The organism is Erwinia sp. QL-Z3 (assembly GCF_004551645.1).
Lineage (GTDB): Bacteria > Pseudomonadota > Gammaproteobacteria > Enterobacterales > Enterobacteriaceae > Erwinia > Erwinia billingiae.
The window spans coordinates 683472-705153 of sequence record NZ_CP037950.1 but is presented as its reverse complement, the minus strand read 5'-3'; the positions used below and the strand labels follow the sequence as shown (position 1 = coordinate 705153).

Genomic DNA, 21682 nt, shown 5'->3' with positions numbered 1-21682 from the left:
CGCGATGGATTAATTGTGGGCATATTTGCCGGACGGTTTTTCGTCAGCGTCGGTGGAAATTTCTTCATCATCGGTGATTTCGGGCACCGACAGGCTGGCCGCCACGCCCCAGTAGTAACAAACCAGAGAGGCGACAGTCACCAGGATCATATCGGTCGGCGACGCGATCGCATTGATGCCGCCAAAGGTGCCGAAATAGGACAGGATCAGCACCAGCAGATAGTAAACCAGCAACCACCAGGCGCATTTCAGATCGCGGCCTGAGGTGTCCGACTTCTTACCGAATAGCGCATAGCCCACCCACGCCAGCACCAGAATCGGGATCAGGATTTCGTTCACCGACCAGCCGCTCCAGTAAATCAGCAGCGTACTGGCGACAAACGCCAGCGGGCTGAGGATGGCGGCAACCGGCAGGCGGAACGGACGGGGCATATCCGGCAGATGACGACGGAAGGCGCCCAGGGTGATCGGGCCTGGCATATAGGTGAACACGGTGGCCGAGGTCACAGCACCAATCAATCCGCCCCACACCTGGAACTCCGACGGCAGCGTCCAGGCAATCGACAGGATCAGTGATAGCCATAGCGCGCCGCGCGGCACGCCGGATTTGGCATCCACTTCACCAAAGATTTTAAACAGGTGGCCGTTACGCGCCCAGGCAAACAGCACGCGGCTGGCCCCGGCGAGGTAAATATTGCCGGTGCCGGCCGGAGAAATCACCGCATCGACGAGGATCAGGTTAATCAGCCAGGTGATCCCCAGGCTGCGCGCCAGATCGGCATACGGCGACTGGAATACCTGCTTCAGCCCATCCCAGCCGTGCGCCGACAGCGCTTCGGACGGCACCGCACCCATAAACGCATATTGCAGGGCGATATAGATCACGAAGCTCACCGCGATGGCGATGATGATCGACAGCGGCACGTTGCGCTGCGGATTTTTGGCCTCACTGGCGAAGTCCACCGCCTGACGGAAGCCGAGATAGGCAAACACGATGCCGGCACCGGTCAGCGAGGTGAAGATGCCATGCGCGCCGCCCGGTGGCGGTGGGGGCACATCGAGGTTGGCGCCGTGGTAATACATAAACAGCGTGCCGATGGTCAGCAGCGGCACGATGAATTTGAAGGTGGTGACGATGGTGTTCACCCGGCCAAAGAAGCTGACGCTCCAGTAGTTCAGCAGGAAGAAGCCGACCAGCAGCAGGATCTGCACCGCGAAGCCCAACGCCGTCGGGCCGCCCGCGCTGTTACTGACCGCCGGCCACCAGTACTGGGCATACTGACGCACCGCTTCCACTTCCACCCCGGCGGTGCTGGTGTAGGCCAGCAACGAACTGACGCCGATCACAAAGCCGACCACGTTGCCGTGTGAGAAGTTGGGGTAACGCACAAAGCCGCCGGCACGCGGAATGGCGGCAGAAAGCTCGGCAAACACCAGGCCAATCATCAGCACGATAATTGCCCCTAAAATCCATGCCCATCCGGTCTGTGCCCCGGCATAACCGGAGCTGGTCAGCGCCGCATACAGCCAGCCGGAGCCGATCATCGAGCCGATCCCCAACAGGCTGAGATCAACCAACCCTAACTTTTGTTTAAATGCCGCCTTCGCCATAGGAACCTCATGATGTGATGTCGCGAGTTATTGCTTACCGCTTTCTATTTTGGGTAATACGGTAAAAGGGGGATGTAGCATATTACGTGCCAGTAAAAATAACGGCGCGTGACGGTATTAATTAACCGGCGAGTTTCTAATGGAATAAGGGCGTAATACGGGCGGAATAATTGCGGAGGGCGTTGAATACAGTCGCGGAGAAAAAAGGCGGTGAGCGCCAGCAGTGCGCTGCGCACCCGGATGATCCATTATTTAAACTTTATAATGGATATTTACATCCAGATATATTCTTGGCTTATTCCCGGCGGATTTAAGGCGTCCGCCGGGTCAATCGCGTATTAGTTGGACATAATGCTGGCCGCTAATTGCGCACTGTCAGGCGTATTGCCGATTAATTCGGTCAGCAGATTATTCACCCCATCGCTCATTGGCGTGAAGTGCGTTTGCGCCGAGCGGGTGACCACAATAAACACGCCAACGCTGTACTGCGGCACCATCGCCATATAGGTAATAAAGCCACCGCCACCGCCGGTTTTTTGAATGATGCCAGGACGGCCGCCCTGAGGCGCCATATATACCCAACCCATGCCCAGCGCCGTGGCTTTGCCCGGCACATCCATGCCGATGACTCTGCTTAACTGGTCGCGCTGATAAATCATGGTCTGAATGCGGTCGGCCTGCGGCGTGCGCGGATGCACGTCGGAGGAAAGGAACTGCTGCATCCAGCGGCCCATATCATCCGGCGTCGAGTAAATGCCGCCGCTGCCGATCGCCGCCAGCGTATTCATGCACGGGCTGGCGCCTTTCGCGGCCACCATCAGGCGACGACACTGGTCCGGTGACGGCGTAAAGGTGGTGTCCTTCATGCCCAGCGGACGGGTAATTTCACGCTGAAGCAGCGCCGGATAGGGCACGCCGGAGGCTTTAGACAGCGCATCACCCAGCAGATCGAAGGCCAGGTTAGAGTAGGCCGCCTGGCTGCCCGGCGCGGCTTTCAGCTGGGCATTGTCCAGCCAGTTCCAGCGCTGAGCATGCGTCGGCCAGACAAACACCGGACGCTGCGCCTTGCCGCCAGGCTGTTCGCGAGGCAGGCCGCTGGTGTGCGTCGCCAGGTTGATCAGGCGAATGGTTTGCCCGGCGTAACCCGGCACGCTGCTGCCGGCAGGGGCATATTTGCTTAACGGATCGTCAAGGCGAACCACGCCCTGTTCAGAGAGCTTCACCAGCAGTTCGCTGGTCAGCAGTTTGGTCAGCGAGGCAATGCGGATCACCGAGTCTTTCTGCGGGCGCACGTTGCTGCCTGGACGGACATAACCCTGGCTGGCAAAAACGCGCTGGTTGGCATCAATTGCCACCATCGCCATGCCGGTTGCCTTGGTGTTGTAGAAGATGTTCTGCGCGTAGCGGTCAACAATCTGGGACGCAAGAAGCGGGTCGGGGCTGGTTCTCGCTGCCATGCCGCTAAGCGGAAGGGCAACAAGCATTAGTGCCAGCAAACGGTGAAGAAGGGGTTTCAACGTGCGGTCATCCATCTGAGTCAGGCTTAAGAGAAACCTTATAGTAATCTGTTTTAACCCGGCTTAAAAAGCCGTCAGCGTGCTTTTATCAGCGACTTTCGCCACAAATTTGTATCAAGAGGGCACAGGCGTGCCCTCTCAACAATCAGGCCAGCGCCTGACCGTGGTACTGCGCGTCGTTAACCTTGAACACGCTGATCGCCCGCGACAGCTGTTCTGCCTGCTCTTGCAGCGATTGCGCCGCCGACGCCGACTGGTTTACCAACGCGGCGTTCTGCTGCGTCACCTGGTCCATCTGGGTGATCGCCATGCTGATCTCGTTGATGCCGGTGCTCTGTTCTGAGCTGGCAATTGAGATTTCGCCCATGATGGCGGTCACGCTTTTCACGCTGCTCAGCACTTCTTCCATGGTGGTACCGGCTTTTGCCACCTGCTTGCCGCCTTCGTCCACTTTGCTGACGGAGTCTTCAATCAGTTGGGCAATCTCTTTCGCCGCTGAAGCAGAGCGCTGCGCCAGGCTGCGCACTTCGGAGGCCACCACCGCAAAGCCGCGACCCTGTTCACCGGCACGCGCCGCCTCTACCGCCGCGTTCAGCGCCAGGATGTTGGTCTGGAAAGCAATACCGTCGATCACGCTGATGATGTCGACAATTTTACGTGAGGAACCGTTAATCATCTCCATGGTGCTGACCACCTGCTTCACCGCATCACCGCTCTGGCTGGCGACTTTCGACGCCAGCGCGGCCAGTTCATTGGCCTGGCGGGCGTTGTCGGCGTTCTGCTTGACGGTCGAGGTCATCTGCTCCATTGCCGAGGCGGTCTCTTCCAGCGAGCTGGCCTGCTGCTCGGTGCGTGATGACAGGTCCATATTGCCCGCTGAAATTTCGCTGGAGGCGTTATGGATCAAATCGGTGCCGGAGCGCACTTCGGTGACAATGCGCAGCAGGTTTTCGTTCATGTGCTTCAGGGCCTGCATCAGCTGACCGGTTTCGTCGGTGGAGTTGACGCGGATCACCGTGCGCAGATCGCCTGCCGCCACGTTCTCGGCAATGGTCACCGCTTCACGCAATGGACGCACGATAGAGCGGGCGAGGAAATAGCCCAACAGGACTGCGGCCAGGATCGCCAGGGCAGAGAAGATCAGGGTGATTTGAATCGCACTGTTCCCTTCCGTGCCGGCCAGCGCGCCTTCAGCAACCAGCTGTTGCGACTGCGAGTCGGCAAAGGCGGAGGCCAGATTCAGATAGGTATTCTGTGCCGGGGTCATTTTTTGCAGGGCGAATTCGGCCGCTTCATCTTGTTTACCGGCACGGATCATATCCAGCAGCGTGGATTTAGCCGTTTCAAATGTCTGAGCCGCGTCTTTAACCGCCTGAATTTTTTTGATACCCACGGGCGTGGTTTGCAGCTGGGCAATTTTGCCCACCGCCAGATTGGTTTTGTCGGTGGCGTCAGTCAGCTGACCGAAGCGCTTAACGTTGTATTGTGGGCGGGTGGTATCGATAACCATGCCGCGCAGGAATTTAATCTGATCGTTGACGCCATCGCGCACGTCAAATGCCAGGCGGACTTTGATATAACGATCGCTGACGATGCTGCTGACCGCGTCGTTAATGGTGCTGATTTTGACTACTGCGGTGACGCTCACGATGATCAACAACAGGATCACCAAACTGAACGCAGCGCCGAGGCGAACCCCGACCTTCATATTTTTCACTGATGCCATCACATGTTTCCCTCTGAAAGACAGGGCTTTCGTTTGCGCCCCTGAAGCAGGTTAAATCGGCAACAGGGGCGAAAACTTGATGAATATTTGTGAGGCAGGTCTCAGTTTATTCGGTGGCGGTCACCTGCAGGCTGACCAGGCCGATGCCCAGCTTACGCGCTGCAAAGCCGTCGATAGCGCCTTCGGCGGTCTCTTCCGGCGCTGGCGGCAGGATTTCAACGGTGCGCGACTGCGCTGGATTAGTGAAATGAATCTTAAGCGTGCTGTCGGCATTGGTCAGCGTAATCTGTTGCGTGCGGTCACCCACTTTAACGGTGAACGGCTTCTGGCTGTTTTTGCCAAAGGCCCGCGCGGTCAGCGTCAGGTCAAAGGCTGCCGGCAGCGGTTCCAGATACTGCACGGTGACGGTCGGCAGCAGATTGGCGTCAGACCAGCGTCCACCCCAGGGTTCGATAAAGGAGAGGCCGGTGACCTTTTGCACCTGCTTCGGCAGGCCCGGCAGGCCGAACATGATGTGGTCGGCGGTATAACGCAGATCGTCATCGGTGACTCTCAGGCGCGTTACCGCCTGCTGATAACGCGCGTCGCTGTTATCGCCGGTCTTTTTGAAGGACACCTTGCCCAGCGTGTTGCCCGGTTCAATCTGCTCAATTTGTGGCGCAGAGTTCAGCGTGCCGTCAGCGACGCACAGGCCAGGGTTCAGCTCCAGCTTCTCGTCCCAGACATCGCCCATTTTGAAGCAGCGATCAATCCAGACAAACTTCTCGTCGGGCGCAAAGTTCGCCAGCTGTTGCTTTAGCGGGGTTGCGAGGTAGACGTCAAACTTTGGCTCAATCCTGTTCGGCTTCACCGACAGCAGCAGCGGCAGCTTGAAGTGCATGCCGGAGAAGCTGAAGGTGTTGCTGACCGTATCAATTTTGTAATCGGAAATCGATTTCGGGAAGTTCCACAGCTTGATGACGTCGGGCTTCCACTCGTTGATTTTGTCTTTGATATTCAGATAGGTGGCCACCATCGAGGTCGACGACAGGCTGCTGCGGCCAAGGCCGATAAAGTTATCGCCACCCATCGCATCCAGCACCGTCGCGCCGTTATCCAGCGTGCTGCGTTTCACCGGCAGCACTTTGCTGGTGACGTCGTTGCCGCGCACCATAAAGAACAGATCGCTGCGGTCATGCTGATTCAGGTATTTGTAGGCGGTGTTGTTCATCGCCAGGTGATCGGAACTGACCACGATAATGGTGTTTTTAAAGTACGGCGTAGCCTGAATGCGCTGGATCAGCCGGGCAATATGTTCCTGGCTACAGGCCACTGCGGCAAAGGATTTGTTCGGTTTGCCCTCATACGGATAGTCTTTGCGCTGGCAGCTGCGCGAGATAAATCCGTCCGGATGATGGGTATCGACGGTCAACGCAAACAGCGAGAAAGGGCGGTTCTGCTTTGCCAGCTCAAGGTATTTATCGAACACCACGTCCAGCAGCGTATCGTCATACCAGCCCCAGTCGTTGCGGTAGTTGGGGTCTTTGACCACCGATTTCAGCTCGTTATAGCCATACAGATGGTCGAAGCCGTGCGAGGAGAGGAAAAGGTCTTTGCCGGCGAAGCTCAGGCTCGCGCCCTGGTAAAAGTAGTTCTGGTAGCCGGAAGACTTGAGGATGTCACCCAGGCAGACGTTCTGCGGGTAGAAGGTGGAGAGTGAGCTGGAGGCATTACCGTCAAACGGCGCAAACAGCGGAATACCGCACTGCGAGGCCACCATCCCGGCAATGGTATATTCGGTTCCCGGCAGCTGTTCGGTATTGCTGAAGTCGTAGGCGTTATCTTTAATCTTGCTCAGTTCCGGCGCCAGACCGGGAAAGGCTTTTTCATCGAAGTAGGTGCGTTCCAGGCTTTCGGCATAGATATAAACCAGATTGGGCTTATCTCCGCGAAGCTGTTTTCCCGGCACTTTGTAATGGGTATAGAAATCGGAGTTACCTTTTCCGACCTGGGATTTAATCAGGCTGGCCACCTGCTGATAGGCCGGCGTGGTATTGATCGAGGCAACGGCCAGAATCACCGCCAGCAGGCTGTAGAGCTGACTGGCGCGATGGCCTTTGCGCAGGCGTAACAGCCAGGACAAAACGCCAAACAGCACAACCAGCGCGACAATCAATCCCACCGCCGGAAGAATATATTTGCTGATACCCGCGCCGCTTAAGCTGCTGGTAATGGTGTAAATAACCGCGTCATTAATGCCTTCGCCGGTAAAATAATTACTGGCGAGCATTGAGGCGTTCAGAATGATATAGATGCCAAGAAACAGCAGAATAGCGCTGAACCACAGTTTATTTCTTCCGGCTTTCCAGGTGTAAAGCGACACTGAAGCAATGAACAGTACCAGCGAGAGTAATTCTGAACCCATGAGCTTTTTTTTATCCTCAACCTGACGCGATCCCTGCCCTGTGCCGGAAGTAGCAGTGGTCTGATCTGCGCGTAATATGCCAATTTAGCGCAGCGAATTATCCCTGGCAATGTTGTTACCACCCAGCAAAATGCGCCTGACCGCGTGGTTTATGACGGTCTGTTTACACTTTGTTTAAGTTTGTATTATTTTCAAATCGGTTACATTAACGTTTTGCGGGGCGTAAGTGGGGCAGATGACGGGAAGTTCGTTGAATTATCAGTAAAATACGGGTGTTCTCCGCCAGCCTGCTTACGGAGTGTTAAGTTAAATTAACGTTATGTACTCGCCGGTTGCCCGCCAGCGACGTAACGGAATTCAGATTTAGATCACGTTAAGCCAGGTCGTTAAGCTCTTCATGCCAGAGGCTGTCCATCGCCCGCTCCAGCTTTTTGAACAGGCGATAACGGGGTTCATGGAAGGCAACGCGGGCAGCGTCGGGCTGCAAAATCACCGGGTTGAGCTTCACCGCCTGCGCCACGCCTTCCGCCAGATTCGCCCAGATCCCCACGCCGACGCCGGCACAGATTGCCGCGCCCAACGCGCCGGTCTCTTTACACTCCGCCACCTGAATCGGGATCGCCAACACGTCGGCAAACATCTGTGGCCAGACGCAGCTGCGACTGGCACCGCCAGAAAGGGTGGCCGAGGTGAACGGCAGTCCGGCCGCGCGCAGCCGATCGATATGCGCACGGTGAGAAAAGGTCACGCCTTCAAATAAGGCGAACAGCATATCGGCGCGGGTGTGCCAGCCGCTGAGGCCATAAAATCCGGCTTTGGCCGGTTCTTCTTTCCTGCCGGAATAGAGGTAGGGATGGTAGACCGGCAGATGCGCATCCGGCACCACCTTTGCCACTAAATCACTGCTTTGTTCTGCACCGTCGCCGCTGCGGCCGTCGGCAAACTCGCGGATAAACCAGTCCAGATTGGTCGCCGAGGTGGCGCTGGCTTCAATCGCCATATAGCGATCGCGCTCAATCAGGGCGTTCATAAAGACCGGGCGCAGGTAATCAGGACGGGACACCACCACCTGATTAATGCTCCAGGTGCCTGCCACAATCGAGGCTTCGCCTGGCAACACCACGCCGGAGCCAACGGCACTGGCCACCACGTCAAAGATCCCCGCCACCACCGGAATACCGGCAGGTAAACCGGTAAGCTGCGCGGCATGTGGGGTGACGGTGCCGACCACTTCGCAGGATTCATGCAGGGCGGGAAGCAGCGGCAGGGCGTCCGCCAGGTCGTACAGGGCCAGCAGGTCGGCGCTGTAGCCGCGAACGCGGTGATCAATCAGCCCGGCTCCGGACGCATCGGAATAGTCAGCACTGACTTCGCCAGACAGGAAGTGACTGATAACGTCCTTGGCACAGAGCACATGGCCGATGCGCTGATACAGTTCCGGCCGGTTTCGCTTCAGCCAGCTCAGCAACACCGGCGTTGAGCTGGCCCAGACTTTTTGCAGCGAACGGGCATAAATCGCCGCTGCGTTGCCGCTCTGTTCCAGCTCCTCCACCCGGTCGGCGGCGCGGCTGTCGACCGACTGAATGCCGATTAACGGCTGCTGCGCCTGATCCAGCGCATACAGCCCGTTGCCATGCCCGGCGGCACCGACGGCAATCACCTGCGCATCCGGCATCTGCGCCAGGCAGGCTTTGATGGCGGCGGTGACGCCCAGCCAGACCTCGTTCACCGGTCGTTCGGCATAGCCGGGCTGTGGCTGGTGGGTTTCGCCCGCACAGCTGGCAACGGCGCGGACCGTGCCATCCAGATCGAACAACACCGCCTTAATCATGGTGTTGCCGGCATCAATGCCCAGCAGTTGGCTCATCGCATTTCTCCGTTTCAGCCAGCACGCTGATAGATCGCCAGCGCCTCTTCTCCGCTGACGCCCTGATGAATTATCGCCATCAGCGCCGTCACCACGCTGGCCGGATTGCTGTGTTGATAGACGTTACGGCCATACACCATGCCGGATGCGCCCTGCGCCATCAGCGCCGCGCTTTTGGTCAGCACCGGGCCAAGTTCACCCTTGCCGCCGCCGCGCACCAGCGTCGGACAACGGGCCGCTTCCACCACGCGGTGAAACTCTTCCACGTTATCGGTCGGATCAACCTTGATGATATCCGCGCCCAGTTCGCGCGCCAGCCGGACCAGCGGCACCATTTTCTCCACGTCGCCCAGCGAGCCATAGGCCGCGCCCTGTCCGGCCGCTGCCATTACCAGCGGCTCAATCATCAGCGGCATGCCGTAACGCTCGCAGGCGTGGCGCAGCCGGCCGATATTCTCAATGCACTGGCGAAAAATGCCCGGCTCATCGGGGATCAGATAGAGATTCACCACCACTGCCGCCGCGTCCATTTGCAGGGCCGCCAGAATCGGATCGTCCGGATTGTGCAGCACCGCCCACATCTCACGATGACGGGCGGCGTTATAGGCATTGCCGACGTCGGTGCGCAGCACCAGCGCGGGCTTGTGGCGCTGGGGCAATTGCTGAAGCAGATCGGCCTGGCCGTAATTGACCTGAATCGCGTCAGGCTGAGCGGTGACCAGGCTGTGCATCACGCTGGCGATATCTTCCAGGCCGATCAGGAAATCGGGCTCGTTGGCGATGCCGTGATCGATGGCGACATCCAGGCATTTACCCTGATTAAAGAGTCGGTTAAGCCTCACTTTCTGACTGGCTGACATGGCGGGGTTCCTTATTAACGGCCACAGGAGAAAGCCTGCCGAGCCCGTGCAGGCTGGCAAGACGTGAAAGGGTGTGATCGAGGTGCTGCGTGGCCTGTTCCGGCGACCAGCCGCGCGCCTCCGCCAGCAGGCGGTTGATCTCCGCAATCAGATCAACGGTCAGCTGTCCGCTGATGGCCAGCGGCGTGCGGCGAACCAACAGGTCCTCCAGCGTCTGCACCTGCTCGTGCGCGATCAGGAAGCGTATTTCGTTCTGGCTCCAGTTCGGGTTAGCCTGCAACGGCTGGTCAGGCTGGAGCGCCATGGTATGCAGCATCGCCTGGGCGCGGGTGCCGTAACGGGCAACCAGCTGTGAAACGCGCGCCGGCGTCAGGCCGAATTCCTCACTCAGTTCGTGCATCCAGATGGGTTTTCGCGCCGCATTGGGATAATTGCGGCCGCCGCCAATCGCCAACTCCACCGTGCTGACCTTGCGGCTTTCGCCCAGCAGCTTCAGCACGCGGTCTGCCGCTTCTTCGCCAAATTTGCGGAAGGTGGTCCATTTACCGCCGACCAGGCACAGGGTGGTGAACTCCCGTCCGGCCACCGGCGGCAGTAACACTAATGAGTGATTGCGCGAGATGGTGCCATTAAAGGCCGAATCGCTGGCCGGAAGCGGGCGCACGCCGCTGAAGGTATAGAGCACATCTTCGTCTTTGACCTTAAGGTGGGGAAAGACAAAGCGCAGCGATTGCAGAATATAGGTTTTCTCGTCCGCTTCGCAGACCACATCATCCGGGTTATCCACCCGAATATCGGTCGAGCCCACCAGCACGTTGCCGTACCACGGGAACATGATGCACACCCGGCCTTCCTGATTCTCGTAGTAGACCATTTCGCCATCCAGCATCTGCAGCAGCTCCGGGCTGCGCAGGATCAGATGCGATCCCTTAGTGCCGCCAATCAGCTTTTGCTCAGGCAGGGTTGGGCTTAAGGTGCCGTTCAGCCGATCGATCCACGCGCCGGTGGCATTGACCACCACATGCGGTCGCAGCGAAAACGTCTCGCCGCTGAAGCTGTCGCGCAGGGTGATGTTCTCGCCATCACACTGCTCAACGCTGACATAGTTCAGCGCCAGCGCGCCTGCGGCCGCACGCTCGGTATCGTCAATCAGTTCAAAGCCCAGCCGTTCCGGTGCGGCAATCCCCGCATCGTAATAGGCGGCGCTGCACTTCACCCAGTCGGCAAAACCCGGCCAGCGTTGTTGGGTCTGTTGTTTAGTGTGCAGCTGATGTTTGGGCAGGGTGCCGAAGCGGCGGGACCAGGTGTCATACAGCGCCAGGCCGGTTTTGATCACCAGCGCGCCGCGACGACTCGGTTTTTCGGACAGGCGCAGGAAGCGTTTTCCGGCATTCATCAGGCCACCACCCCAGCTGTCAATGGGCACGGTGGTGCGCAGCGGGGCGACGAAGTGCGGCGCATTTTTTAACAGCCGGTCGCGCTCCTGTACCGACTCTTTCACCAGCGAAAACTCACCGGTTTCCAGATAGCGCAATCCGCCGTGGATCATCCGTGACAACGCGCCGCTGGCAGCCTGACACCAGTCGCCTTTTTCCACCATCACCACCGGGATCCCCTGCAGAGCCAGCTCGCGGAAGGTGCTGATGCCGTTAATGCCGCCACCAATAATCAGTACCGGCGTGCGGGTGAGTTGCCGGAGCCGGGTCAGTCGCGCCTCGCGATCGTCAGGCCTGCTGCTGTCTGATGCCATGCTGTCCTCCTTATGCAATCCTTTGTGAGGTATAGCAGTCAGGGACAGAAATTCACTTTGGTGTTGCAAAAGTGTTAACCCGCGCAGCGTTAACGGCGCTTATCGGCAAATTATTGCAAAACATCAATTCTGATGAGAATGCTGCACAGGAAACGCTAAAAACCGCACAAAATGCTTGATTTCGTGAGTAAATGCGTCAAATGACACATTTACTTAATGATTTCGTCAGCAAAACCGCACAAAACGGTCATGAAAGGCGATTTTTTGTCATGTTTCTCAGGCTATTATCAGCGGGCAAAATTCTAAGACGATTCTTTCCAGGGATACATTATGTTAACAAAAATGCGCGTTTTATCTCAGGCCATTGGTCTGGGGCTGCTGGCAGGCAGTGCGTCATTCGCCGCCCATGCAGAAGTGACTGTGTTGAAGCAAGATCCTCAGGCTGGCGACCCGCTCAGCCGCCTGAACTTTACCGTTGGCGGCAGTATTCGTCCGCAGTTCAACAATATGACCGGCGCCAGCGATAACGGCTCTTACAAGCGTAACGGCTTCGATGGTGGCACCCGTTTCCGCTTTGCGGCGGATTACTACCTGTTTGATGACATTAGCTGGATCGGTTACTACGAGCTGGGCGTGAATATTCCGGCGGTGTTTGACTGGGATAATCATCACGCTGACGGCGCTAACAACACCAGCCGCCGTATGCTGTATACCGGTTTCAAAAGTAAGACCTGGGGCCAGATGACCTTCGGCCAGCAGAACAGCGTTTACTATGATGTGGTCGGCGCGAAAACCGATATCTGGGATTACGACATGCTTGCCCAGGCACCGGGCAACGGCATCAACGGCGACTACGATGGTTCATACCGTAGCCGTAAGATGCTGAAGTACAAAAACACCTTCGGCGCGGCTGACGTCTATGCGTCGTACCTGTTCAGCGATAACGAGTACCTGCCGGGCAACGGCTTGCGCTACAAGCGTCAGGGCGGCGGCTCGCTGGGTGTGGATTATCACCTGACCAAAGACCTGACCTGGGGCACCGCGTGGAACTACACCCGCGCTGAGATGCGTAACCCTGGCAACGGCGACAACAAAACCTACGATCAGAACATCTACGGCACTTCTCTGAGCTGGAAACCGGACAACTGGACCTTCAGCTTCGGCGGCGGTTACTACCAGAACTTCCTGACCACCAAGCAAGTTAACGTGAATAACTACTTCGCGGGCGATGCGTGGGGCATTGAATATCTGGCCGGTTACACCATCCCGGTGGGCCAGTACGCCCTGAAATCGGTGATGCCGTACTTTATGGGTGACCGTCTGGAATACGTTAACGACCGCAACTATCAGCGCATCGATAACGGCGTCGGCGTGACCTTCCAGCTGGATTACGGCTTCCGTGTTGACTACGAACACGTCTTCACCTCCAGCACCGACAACCTGGGTGATATGAACCTGGTCCGTCTGCGTTACGACTTCTAATTCGCTGTAAACCGTGACCTTATTCACGGTTCAGGCAGACTCTGAGCGCCCCTGCATTTGCACGGGCGCTTTTTTTTTCGCTGACGCGCGTTTGGGTTAGGATGGGCAACTCGCTCCTGATGACGGGAGAGTCCGATACGATGGAGGCAGTGTGAATCAACTGAAGGCAGGTTCAGAAGCAGTGGCAGGCAGCGATCGTCCATTTTATGACGACCGGCTGACGCCCTATATTGAAATCGATGCGCAACGGCTTACGCGTAATTTACAGCAGATGCAGCAGCGCGCCGCGACGGGGAACGTACGGCTCCGTCCTCATGTGAAAACCCATAAAAGCGTGGCGATCGCGCAACAGCAGATTGCGCTGGGCGCGGTCGGCATCACCGTGTCGAAACCCAGCGAAGGCGTGGTGTTTATCAACGGCGGCGTGCGCGATGTGCTGCTGGCTTACCCGGTGGTACAGGCTGAAAGCGTCAGCGCGCTGTTTGCCGTGGCCGCCAGCAGCGGCTGCAAACTGGGGGTGATTGTCGCCAGTCAGGCCGGCGTGGCGGCTATTGCGCAGGCCGCAGCGGCGGTCACTTCGCTGGATTTATCGGTGTGGATCAAGGTTGATGTCGGGCTTGGACGAGTTGGGGTCAATCCGGAAGGCGACGAAGCGTTGCAGCTGGCCCACGCGGTGCAAGCCGCCGGCCTGCACTTTGCCGGGCTGGTCTCTCATGCCGGACATGCCTATGGCGCACAGAACCCGCAGCAGATGGCGGCGATCGTGCAGGCAGAAGCCCAGTGTATGCAGGGACTGCGCCAGCGCCTGCATCAGGCTGGATTTGCGCAGTGCGCGCTGTCCGTCGGTGCAACGCCGTCGATCCTTGGTGCGCCCTTGCCTGACGGGTATGACGAGATCCGTCCCGGCAATTACGCCTTATGCGATCTTACCGGGTTGCGCCTGCAGCTGTGCACGCTGGATGAGGTGGCCATCAGCGTGGTCGCGCGGGTGGTGTCGGTAAACGATCGCTACGCCATTATTGATGCCGGCTCAAAAGCACTCAGTTCTGACAAGGGTCCGCACGGAACTGGTGCAGCCGATTTTGGTCTGGCGGTTAATGCGCTGACGGATCGGCAGTATCGCGTCGAAAAATTATCGGAAGAGCACGGCTTTATTCCACATTATGGCAATACACCGCCGCTCGGCAGCCTGATGCGCGTTTTCCCCAATCACTCCTGCGCGGTAATGGCACAATTTGCGCAATTTGTGATGAGAAACAGCCATGGCACGGCGGAAATCATCAATATCGATGCGCGCGGCATGTTTTTGTAAAATATGGATCGGATATTGCACTGTCTCCTTCATAAATGATGACAGGCCATGGAGACCGCATGATTGCGCCATTTTCACCGATCGCCGAACTGGCCGCCGCGTTACGTCGCGGCGAGCTGAGCTGTGAAGAGATTGCGGAATTTTATCTTGCCCGCATCGCCCGTTATAACGACAAGCTCAATGCGTTTGTCACGGTGTTTGCGCAGACGATGCTGACGGCAGCGCAGGGGCAGGATCTGTTGCTGAAGGCCGGGGTCGATCTTGGTCCGCTACAGGGGATACCACTGGGCATTAAGGACCTGCTGCACTGGCGGGGGACACCCTGCAGCGCCAGCTCCCGTCAGCTGCCGGACAGCCGCTCAACCCATACCGCGCCTGCGGTAACCCGGTTGCTGCAACACGGCGCGGTGATTGCCGGAAAAACCCAGCTGGTGGAGTTTGCCTTCGGCGGCTGGGGGATCAATCAGAATGCCGGCACGCCGTGGAATCCCTGGGATTGCGACGTGCATCGCGTACCGGGCGGATCCTCCAGCGGATCGGCGGTGGCGGTGGCGGCGGGCCTGGTGCCGGCGGCGATCGGCACCGATACCGGCGGCTCGGTGCGTATTCCCGCCGCGCTGAATGGCCTGGTGGGCCTGAAGCCCACGCAAAATCGCATCAGCCGCGAAGGCTGTATTCCGCTCTCCACCACGCTGGATTCGATTGGTCCGTTAACCCACACGGTGGCCGACGCGGAGCTGATCTACCGCAGTATGAGTGGCGATACGCAGCGCCTTGCGGTGGCGGACACGTTAAAGGTGGCGTTTATTGAGCCGGATACGCTGGGCGCGGCAATCGACCCGGAGATTGTCGCCGCGCTGGAAAAGACCCAGAGACGGCTGAGCGAGGCGGGAATATCGGTCACCCGCATTAAGCTGCCGTTCTCATGGACCGGGCTGAGCGCCCGCAGCGGGGAAATTATTTCGGCGGAAGCCTGGGCCTGGCATCGCGAGATGATGACCAGCCACCGCGATCGCTACAATCCGTTAACGGCTGAGAAGCTGCTGCACGGGGCGGCGATCAACAAAGAGAGCTTCGAAGGCCTGTTGCGCCAGCGTGAGCAGCATATCGGGCTGTTCCATGAGTTGATGGACGACTGGGATATCCTGCTGATGCCAACGCTGACCATCACCGCCTGCCCGGTTGACGAGGTGGATGAGCAGCAGGCCACGCTGGCGCTGCTGACCCGCGCGGTGAACTATCTTGATGGCTGTGCGATTACGCTGCCGGTGGCGCTGAGTGCTGAAGGGATGCCGATTGGTGCGCAGCTGGTGGCCAACTACCACCATGAGTCACAGCTGCTGGCGATGGCACACCGGCTGGAATCGCTGACCGGCTGGCATCAACAGCCCGCTGGCTGGGAATAACCGTCGGCACGCATGCTGCACAAGCGCGCCGTCAGCTTACAGATCGCCGGTCATATACTGCGCCACGCCGTTGCCAAAGCTCCAGTCGCCTTTGCCGTTGGTGATAAAACTGATCATCACGTCGCTGCCCAAAATGCCACAGCTCTCTTTCAGCTCACGGCAGAGTTCGGCCATAAAAAACTGCTTCTGCTCATCGCTGCGCGGGCTGGTAAAGACGCGCACCAACACAAGATTATCGGTACGGGTCAGACCCAGTCCGGTATCTTCAAACACCATCTGATACGCTTTGTTTTCGTGAACAATCTGGTAGCGATCGCGCGCTGGCACCTTAAACGCCGCCAGCACCGCGCGGTGCGCTGCGTCCAGTAAGGTTCTCATCTCCGATTCTGAACGGCCCTGAATCACATCGAATTGCAGTAATGGCATTGGTTTATCCCCTGAAAACAGTCAATTGAGCCGGATGGCTGCGGCTTATCTGAGGTTCACTTTACGGGGAATATGAGACGGGAAAAAGCGCTATACTTGAATTGATTATTTACTATTGTGAACAATAACCATGAAAGACGTAAAGACCGACGCGCTGTGGATCCATCTGCACTGGCTGACGGTGCTGGCAGAGCAGGGGAGCTTTACCCGCGCTGCCGAGCGCCTGGAGGTCAGCAAAGCGGCGATGAGCCAGAAAATTAAAGAGCTGGAGCATCTGGCGGGCGTGCCGCTGGTCACGCGAACCACCCGCAGCCTGCGGCTGACCAGCGCCGGTGAGAAGCTGGTGGAAGAGTTACGCCAGCCTTTTGCGCAGATTGAACAGAGCTTTTTCAGCGTGCGTGACTCGGCGGGGCCGTTACGCGGCCTGGTGCGGGTGACGGCGCCGGTGGCGTTTGCCCGCCAGCAGCTGGTGCCGCATATCACCGCCTTTCTGCGCGAGCATCCACAGGTGCGTGTGCAGCTTGAGGTGTCTGACCGGCTGGTATCGCTGGCCAGTGAAGGCTTTGACCTCGCTATCCGCCATAGCGATACCCTGCCCGAAACCCATGTGGCGCTGCCGCTGTGTGCCACGCATGCGCAGGTGGTTGCTTCCCCGGCGTATCTTGCGCAGCACGGCTTCCCGCAAACGCCGCAGGCCCTGAGCGATCATCAGTGCCTGTATTACCCGCGCGGCACGGAGATGCCACGCTGGACCTTTGCCTCACGCCAGGCGGGAGAAGAATCGGTGACGGTGAACGTCAGCGGGCCGTTTGCCACCAATAACAGTGAATCCATTCGCGATGCGGCGCTGGACGGGTTGGGCATTGCGCTGCTGCCGGACTTCAGCGCCCGCGCGGCCTTAAGCGAAGGGCGGCTGGTGGAGGTGTTGCCAGACTGGCAGACGGTGGGCGCCTTTGCCGGAATGCTGTACGTGGTGCGCCCGTGGTCTGCGCAGGTGCCGCGCGCGGTCAGCGGCTTTATTCACTGGCTGCGGGCGGCGTTTGAGCAGTGATCTTGCTCGCAAAAACAGAACTGATATTTCATATTTATCTATTTTGGAAAATAGTAATCAATTAAGCTGAAGGCCTCGTTTCCCGCTCACGGAGAGTCCGATGTCCAGCGTTCCCAGCCTTGAAACCCTGCTGCAGCAGGAGCAACTTGTTCGTCTGACCCAGTTCAGCTTTGATGATGCCTGGAAAGTGGGTGAGCTGATCCGCCAGCGCGCCTCACAGGAAAACTACCCGGTGGCGATTGAAGTTTATGCCTTCGGTCAGGTGTTGTTCTGCGCCGCGCTGCCGGGTTCCAGCGCCGAAAATCTGGAGTGGATTGCCCGCAAGCGCAACAGCACCCTGCGCAACGGCCATGCCTCTTTATACACCGGCGAGGTGAATGAAGCGGCCGGCAAGCGGATGGAAGCGATGAATTATATGGATCCTGAGCGCTATACCGACCACGGCGGCAGCTTCCCATTACTGCTTACCGGTGGCGGGATTATCGGTGCGGTGACGGTCAGCGGACTGCCTTCCCATGAGGATCATGCGCTGGCGATGTGGGGGATCCAGCAAGTTTTGTAACCTTTTCCCGCAAAACTTGACGACGTTATGCGCTACCTTTAAATGAAACGTTCATTTTACTGGAGGTGTGTATGACGTCGGCCACTCGCTATGGTTTGATCGCAGTGGATAAGCAGGGCAGCAACGTGCTGTTTCTCAATCCTGAGACCTTTGCCGTAGAGCAGGAGCTTAATGCTTTCCCTCCGCGTCCCCACGAGTTACTGATCCTGCCGCAGCAGCATAAAGCCTATGTGCCGATCTTTGGTGATGGCATCCACGGCGATAATCCCCATCCCGGCCACAAGATTGCGGTGATCGATTTGATCTCCCGCCAGGTCAGCGGATTTATTGACGTCAGCCCGCTGGAGTCGCCGCATACTTCGCGGCTGGCAAGCGATGGCTATGTCTATCAGTGCTGCGAAAACAGCGCGACGATCCTGGCGATCGACCCCAATACCGATAAGATCGTCAGCCAGATTGCGGTGCCTTCGCACAATACCCATCGCCTGACCATCCTGCCTTCCGGCCGTAAGCTGTTTACTGACAACGAAGAAGATGCCTCGATAACGGTGGTGGCGCTGGAAAACGGCAAAGGCCAGGTGGTGGAGAATATTGCGATGCCGGGGCCAATAAACGGGATTGCGGCGTCGCCGTGCCATCCGGCGATCGTTGCCACCGATGGCGACCAGCCGCGTCTGTATGTTCTGGATGCGGAAAGCCATCAGCTTATCCGCACCTTGCCGCTCACCGGCCACCAGAAGGCGTCACAGATTGTCCGCTTCAGTGAGGATGGCTCTTTGCTGGTGGTGATTGGCGATCAGGAGCCGGTAATCAGCCTGTTTGACGGCGAGCTGAATCCGCTCGGTCAGGTGGCGGTGGGCAATAAGCCGATGGACGGCTGTTTCAGCCCCGACAACCGCACGCTGCTGATTGCTAATGAAGATGATGGCACCCTGAGCGTCATTGATATTGCCAGCCTGTCCGTGACCGCCACGCCGTCTGTCGGGCGAGGTTGTGAAGTATTGAGCTATTATGCGTTAGCAGAATAAACGCGGCATTTGGAAGAGAAGATAACCAGTGAGTGAGATCGACGAGCATAATATTACCGATATTCTGGCACCGGGCCTGCGGGTGATTTTTTGCGGCATCAATCCGGGAAAATCCTCCGCCCATAAGGGCTTTCATTTTGCCCATAACGGCAACCGCTTCTGGAAGACCATCTGGCAGGCGGGATTCACCGTCAGGCAGCTGAAGCCGGAAGAGGAGATGCAGCTGCTGGAGACCGGCTGCGGCATCACCATGCTGGTGGAGCGGCCTACCAAAGAGGCGACCGAGCTGTCCGGCATGGAGCTGCGAGACGGCGGCAAAGCGCTGATTGAGAAGGTGCAGCAGTATCAGCCAGATGCGCTGGCGGTGCTGGGCAAGCAGGCTTACCAGCAGGCGTTCCGGGTCAGTAAGGTGGAGTGGGGCAGGCAGCCGCAAACCATTGGCGACACCGAAGTGTGGGTGTTACCCAACCCCAGCGGGCTGAACCGGGCGTCTCAGGAGCAGCTGGCGGCCGCTTACCGCGAGTTGGATACCGCCCTTGCGGCACGAGGCCGTTAGGACGCTGCCCGGCTTCAGGCATAAAAAAAGCCCCTGCATGCAGGGGCTTTTTTACTGGCGCTTAGGGAACGATTAATCGTCCAGGAAGCTGCGCAGCACTTCAGAGCGGCTCGGATGACGCAGTTTACGCAGCGCCTTCGCTTCAATCTGACGAATACGCTCACGGGTTACGTCAAACTGCTTGCCGACTTCTTCCAGCGTGTGGTCGGTATTCATATCGATACCGAAACGCATACGCAGTACTTTCGCTTCACGCGCGGTCAGGCCAGCCAGCACATCGTGCGTGGCAGAGCGCAGGCTCTCGGAGGTCGCGGAATCCAGCGGCAGCTCCAGCGTGGTATCTTCGATGAAATCACCCAGATGCGAATCTTCGTCATCACCAATCGGCGTCTCCATAGAGATAGGCTCTTTAGCGATTTTCAGCACCTTACGGATTTTATCTTCTGGCATCAGCATGCGTTCGGCCAGTTCTTCCGGCGTCGGCTCGCGACCCATTTCCTGCAGCATCTGGCGTGAAATACGGTTGAGTTTGTTGATGGTCTCAATCATATGCACCGGAATACGGATGGTGCGCGCCTGGTCAGCGATGGAGCGGGTGATAGCCTGACGGATCCACCAGGTGGCATAAGTTGAGAACTTATAACCGCGGCGATATTCAAACTTATCAACGGCTTTCATCAGACCGATGTTACCTTCCTGAATCAGATCCAGGAACTGCAGACCACGGTTGGTGTACTTCTTGGCAATCGAGATAACCAGACGTAAGTTCGCTTCAACCATCTCTTTCTTCGCACGGCGGGCTTTAGCTTCACCGATAGACATACGACGGTTGATGTCCTTAACCTGCTCGATGGTCAGGCCGGTTTCTTGCTCAATCTGTCCGAGCTTCATCAGGCCGCGCTGCACGTCATCGGCGACGTCTTTCAGCTTCTCAGACCATGGCTTGTTCATTGCCAGCGCGGCTTTGAACCAGGTTTCGCTGGTTTCGTTGCCGGTGAACAGGGTGATGAAGTTCTTCTTCGGCATTTTGCAGATTTCAACACAGAACTTCATGATCAGGCGCTCTTGCGTACGAACGCGATCCATCATGATGCGCATGCTGTTGACCAGGAAGTCGAACTGCTTCGGCACCAGGCGGAACTGCTTGAAGACGTCAGAAAGATTCTGGATCTCAGCGGCGGCATCCGCGTGGCTGCGGCCTTTAGCTTTGATAACGGTACGCGCTTTCTCGTACTGAACACGCAGGTCGTTAAACTTCTCGCGCGCCAGTTCCGGGTCGATGCTGTTGTCATCTTCCGCGTCGTCTTCGTCTTCTTCTTCTTCGTCGTTGTCGTTACGTTCTGCTTCAGAAAGCTCAGAGCCCACGTGGGTAGCGGTAGGGGCAATTTCTGCTTCAGCGTTAGGATCGACAAAGCCGGTGATCATGTCTGACAGGCGTGCTTCGCCCGCTTCAACACGGTCATACTGTTCCAGCAAATAGGTAATAGCTTCCGGATATTCGGCAACGGAGCACTGAACCTGGTTGATACCGTCTTCGATACGCTTAGCGATGTCGATTTCGCCTTCACGCGTCAGAAGTTCAACGGTACCCATTTCGCGCATGTACATACGCACCGGGTCAGTGGTACGCCCGATTTCAGATTCAACGCTGGACAGCACCTGAGCGGCGGCTTCGGCGGCATCTTCGTCAGTGTCGCTGCTGTTTTCGTTGAGGATCAGATCGTCGGCATCAGGCGCTTCTTCTACAACCTGGATGCCCATGTCGTTGATCATCTGAATGATGTCTTCGATCTGATCGGAGTCGACGATATCTTCCGGCAGATGGTCATTGACCTCGGCATAGGTCAGATAGCCTTGCTCTTTACCACGGGTGACAAGAAGCTTAAGCTGTGACTGCGGGTTTTGCTCCATAAGACGGTATCCACACTTCTGTTAAATTAGATTGGTGTCGGTCGGCTAACAAGCCAACAATAACAGTGAGGGCGTTGGATTTATGCCGCTGCCCATCCAAGCGGCTGCCAGGCTCGACCTGGCGGATTATCGGCACTTAAGCCGCAGTGTTCTTTACATATTCTGTATGGAAGCTATCTGGCTTGCCATTTTGAACGCTGGCAGTGCTCGCGT

General features: G+C 57.7%; 16 protein-coding genes. 7 read left to right on the top strand and 9 right to left on the bottom strand.

The window, feature by feature from the left end:
* Positions 1–9: 9 nt before the first annotated feature.
* The 7 genes from E2F51_RS03830 to E2F51_RS03800 all read right to left on the bottom strand — a co-directional run bounded on the left by E2F51_RS03830 (position 10) and on the right by E2F51_RS03800 (position 11735).
* Positions 10–1611, bottom strand: a complete 1602-nt coding sequence (locus E2F51_RS03830) for an APC family permease (RefSeq protein ID WP_134822789.1) — start codon at positions 1609–1611, stop codon at positions 10–12.
* A gap of 338 nt (positions 1612–1949) precedes the next feature.
* On the bottom strand, positions 1950–3143 hold the full coding sequence (gene ampH, locus E2F51_RS03825; RefSeq protein WP_134822788.1) for a D-alanyl-D-alanine-carboxypeptidase/endopeptidase AmpH: 1194 nt from the start codon (positions 3141–3143) through the stop codon (positions 1950–1952).
* 130 nt (positions 3144–3273) lie between these two features.
* Positions 3274–4854 (bottom strand): methyl-accepting chemotaxis protein, encoded by a 1581-nt coding sequence (locus tag E2F51_RS03820; protein ID WP_134822787.1) that lies wholly within the window; start codon positions 4852–4854, stop codon positions 3274–3276.
* Between the two features lie 106 nt (positions 4855–4960).
* On the bottom strand, positions 4961–7258 hold the full coding sequence (gene opgB / locus E2F51_RS03815; protein WP_134822786.1) for a phosphatidylglycerol--membrane-oligosaccharide glycerophosphotransferase: 2298 nt from the start codon (positions 7256–7258) through the stop codon (positions 4961–4963).
* Positions 7259–7631: 373 nt separating this feature from the next.
* Complete coding sequence (locus E2F51_RS03810; RefSeq protein WP_134822785.1) at positions 7632–9125, bottom strand: FGGY-family carbohydrate kinase; 1494 nt, start codon at positions 9123–9125, stop codon at positions 7632–7634.
* 14 nt (positions 9126–9139) lie between these two features.
* A complete protein-coding gene (locus E2F51_RS03805; protein WP_134822784.1) occupies positions 9140–9985 on the bottom strand; it encodes a class I fructose-bisphosphate aldolase in 846 nt (281 codons plus the stop codon).
* Positions 9957–11735, bottom strand: coding sequence for a glycerol-3-phosphate dehydrogenase/oxidase (locus tag E2F51_RS03800; RefSeq protein WP_134822783.1), 1779 nt, complete (start codon positions 11733–11735; stop codon positions 9957–9959). Before E2F51_RS03800 ends, E2F51_RS03805 begins: the two co-directional genes overlap by 29 nt.
* A 330-nt stretch (positions 11736–12065) precedes the next feature.
* Here E2F51_RS03800 and E2F51_RS03795 point away from each other — a divergent pair, with 330 nt between their 5' ends.
* From E2F51_RS03795 to E2F51_RS03785, 3 genes are all read left to right on the top strand, one after another.
* Positions 12066–13217 carry a porin gene (locus E2F51_RS03795; protein ID WP_013203902.1) on the top strand — a complete coding sequence of 384 codons (1152 nt, stop codon included), beginning with the start codon at positions 12066–12068 and terminating at the stop codon, positions 13215–13217.
* A gap of 151 nt (positions 13218–13368) precedes the next feature.
* On the top strand, positions 13369–14529 hold the full coding sequence (locus tag E2F51_RS03790; protein ID WP_134822782.1) for an alanine racemase: 1161 nt from the start codon (positions 13369–13371) through the stop codon (positions 14527–14529).
* Between the two features lie 59 nt (positions 14530–14588).
* On the top strand, positions 14589–15935 hold the full coding sequence (locus E2F51_RS03785) for an amidase (protein WP_134822781.1): 1347 nt from the start codon (positions 14589–14591) through the stop codon (positions 15933–15935).
* 36 nt (positions 15936–15971) lie between these two features.
* Here the strand turns inward: E2F51_RS03785 and E2F51_RS03780 are convergent, their stop codons facing one another.
* Entirely contained in the window at positions 15972–16361 is a 390-nt protein-coding gene (locus tag E2F51_RS03780; RefSeq protein WP_134822780.1) for a tautomerase family protein, read from the bottom strand.
* Positions 16362–16491: 130 nt separating this feature from the next.
* Between E2F51_RS03780 and E2F51_RS03775 the strand changes: the two genes are divergently transcribed.
* The 4 genes from E2F51_RS03775 to mug all read left to right on the top strand — a co-directional run bounded on the left by E2F51_RS03775 (position 16492) and on the right by mug (position 19558).
* A complete protein-coding gene (locus tag E2F51_RS03775) occupies positions 16492–17412 on the top strand; it encodes a LysR family transcriptional regulator (protein WP_134822779.1) in 921 nt (306 codons plus the stop codon).
* Between the two features lie 100 nt (positions 17413–17512).
* Positions 17513–17974 (top strand): heme-degrading domain-containing protein, encoded by a 462-nt coding sequence (locus E2F51_RS03770; RefSeq protein ID WP_134822778.1) that lies wholly within the window; start codon positions 17513–17515, stop codon positions 17972–17974.
* Between the two features lie 71 nt (positions 17975–18045).
* Positions 18046–19002 carry a YncE family protein gene (locus E2F51_RS03765; RefSeq protein WP_134822777.1) on the top strand — a complete coding sequence of 319 codons (957 nt, stop codon included), beginning with the start codon at positions 18046–18048 and terminating at the stop codon, positions 19000–19002.
* 37 nt (positions 19003–19039) lie between these two features.
* The gene (gene mug, locus E2F51_RS03760) at positions 19040–19558 is read left to right on the top strand and encodes a G/U mismatch-specific DNA glycosylase (RefSeq protein WP_167738434.1); all 519 of its coding nucleotides are present in this window, start codon (positions 19040–19042) and stop codon (positions 19556–19558) included.
* 72 nt (positions 19559–19630) lie between these two features.
* Here the strand turns inward: mug and rpoD are convergent, their stop codons facing one another.
* Entirely contained in the window at positions 19631–21469 is a 1839-nt protein-coding gene (gene rpoD, locus E2F51_RS03755; protein ID WP_013203894.1) for an RNA polymerase sigma factor RpoD, read from the bottom strand.
* Positions 21470–21682 lie beyond the last annotated feature (213 nt).

Coding starts and splice junctions, on each gene's coding strand:
- E2F51_RS03830 (WP_134822789.1), bottom strand. CDS start 1,611: ATGGCGAAGGCGGCATTTAAACAAAAGTTAGGGTTGGTTGATCTCAGC.
- ampH (WP_134822788.1), bottom strand. CDS start 3,143: ATGGATGACCGCACGTTGAAACCCCTTCTTCACCGTTTGCTGGCACTA.
- E2F51_RS03820 (WP_134822787.1), bottom strand. CDS start 4,854: ATGGCATCAGTGAAAAATATGAAGGTCGGGGTTCGCCTCGGCGCTGCG.
- opgB (WP_134822786.1), bottom strand. CDS start 7,258: ATGGGTTCAGAATTACTCTCGCTGGTACTGTTCATTGCTTCAGTGTCG.
- E2F51_RS03810 (WP_134822785.1), bottom strand. CDS start 9,125: ATGAGCCAACTGCTGGGCATTGATGCCGGCAACACCATGATTAAGGCG.
- E2F51_RS03805 (WP_134822784.1), bottom strand. CDS start 9,985: ATGTCAGCCAGTCAGAAAGTGAGGCTTAACCGACTCTTTAATCAGGGT.
- E2F51_RS03800 (WP_134822783.1), bottom strand. CDS start 11,735: ATGGCATCAGACAGCAGCAGGCCTGACGATCGCGAGGCGCGACTGACC.
- E2F51_RS03795 (WP_013203902.1), top strand. CDS start 12,066: ATGTTAACAAAAATGCGCGTTTTATCTCAGGCCATTGGTCTGGGGCTG.
- E2F51_RS03785 (WP_134822781.1), top strand. CDS start 14,589: ATGATTGCGCCATTTTCACCGATCGCCGAACTGGCCGCCGCGTTACGT.
- E2F51_RS03780 (WP_134822780.1), bottom strand. CDS start 16,361: ATGCCATTACTGCAATTCGATGTGATTCAGGGCCGTTCAGAATCGGAG.
- E2F51_RS03775 (WP_134822779.1), top strand. CDS start 16,492: ATGAAAGACGTAAAGACCGACGCGCTGTGGATCCATCTGCACTGGCTG.
- E2F51_RS03770 (WP_134822778.1), top strand. CDS start 17,513: ATGTCCAGCGTTCCCAGCCTTGAAACCCTGCTGCAGCAGGAGCAACTT.
- E2F51_RS03765 (WP_134822777.1), top strand. CDS start 18,046: ATGACGTCGGCCACTCGCTATGGTTTGATCGCAGTGGATAAGCAGGGC.
- rpoD (WP_013203894.1), bottom strand. CDS start 21,469: ATGGAGCAAAACCCGCAGTCACAGCTTAAGCTTCTTGTCACCCGTGGT.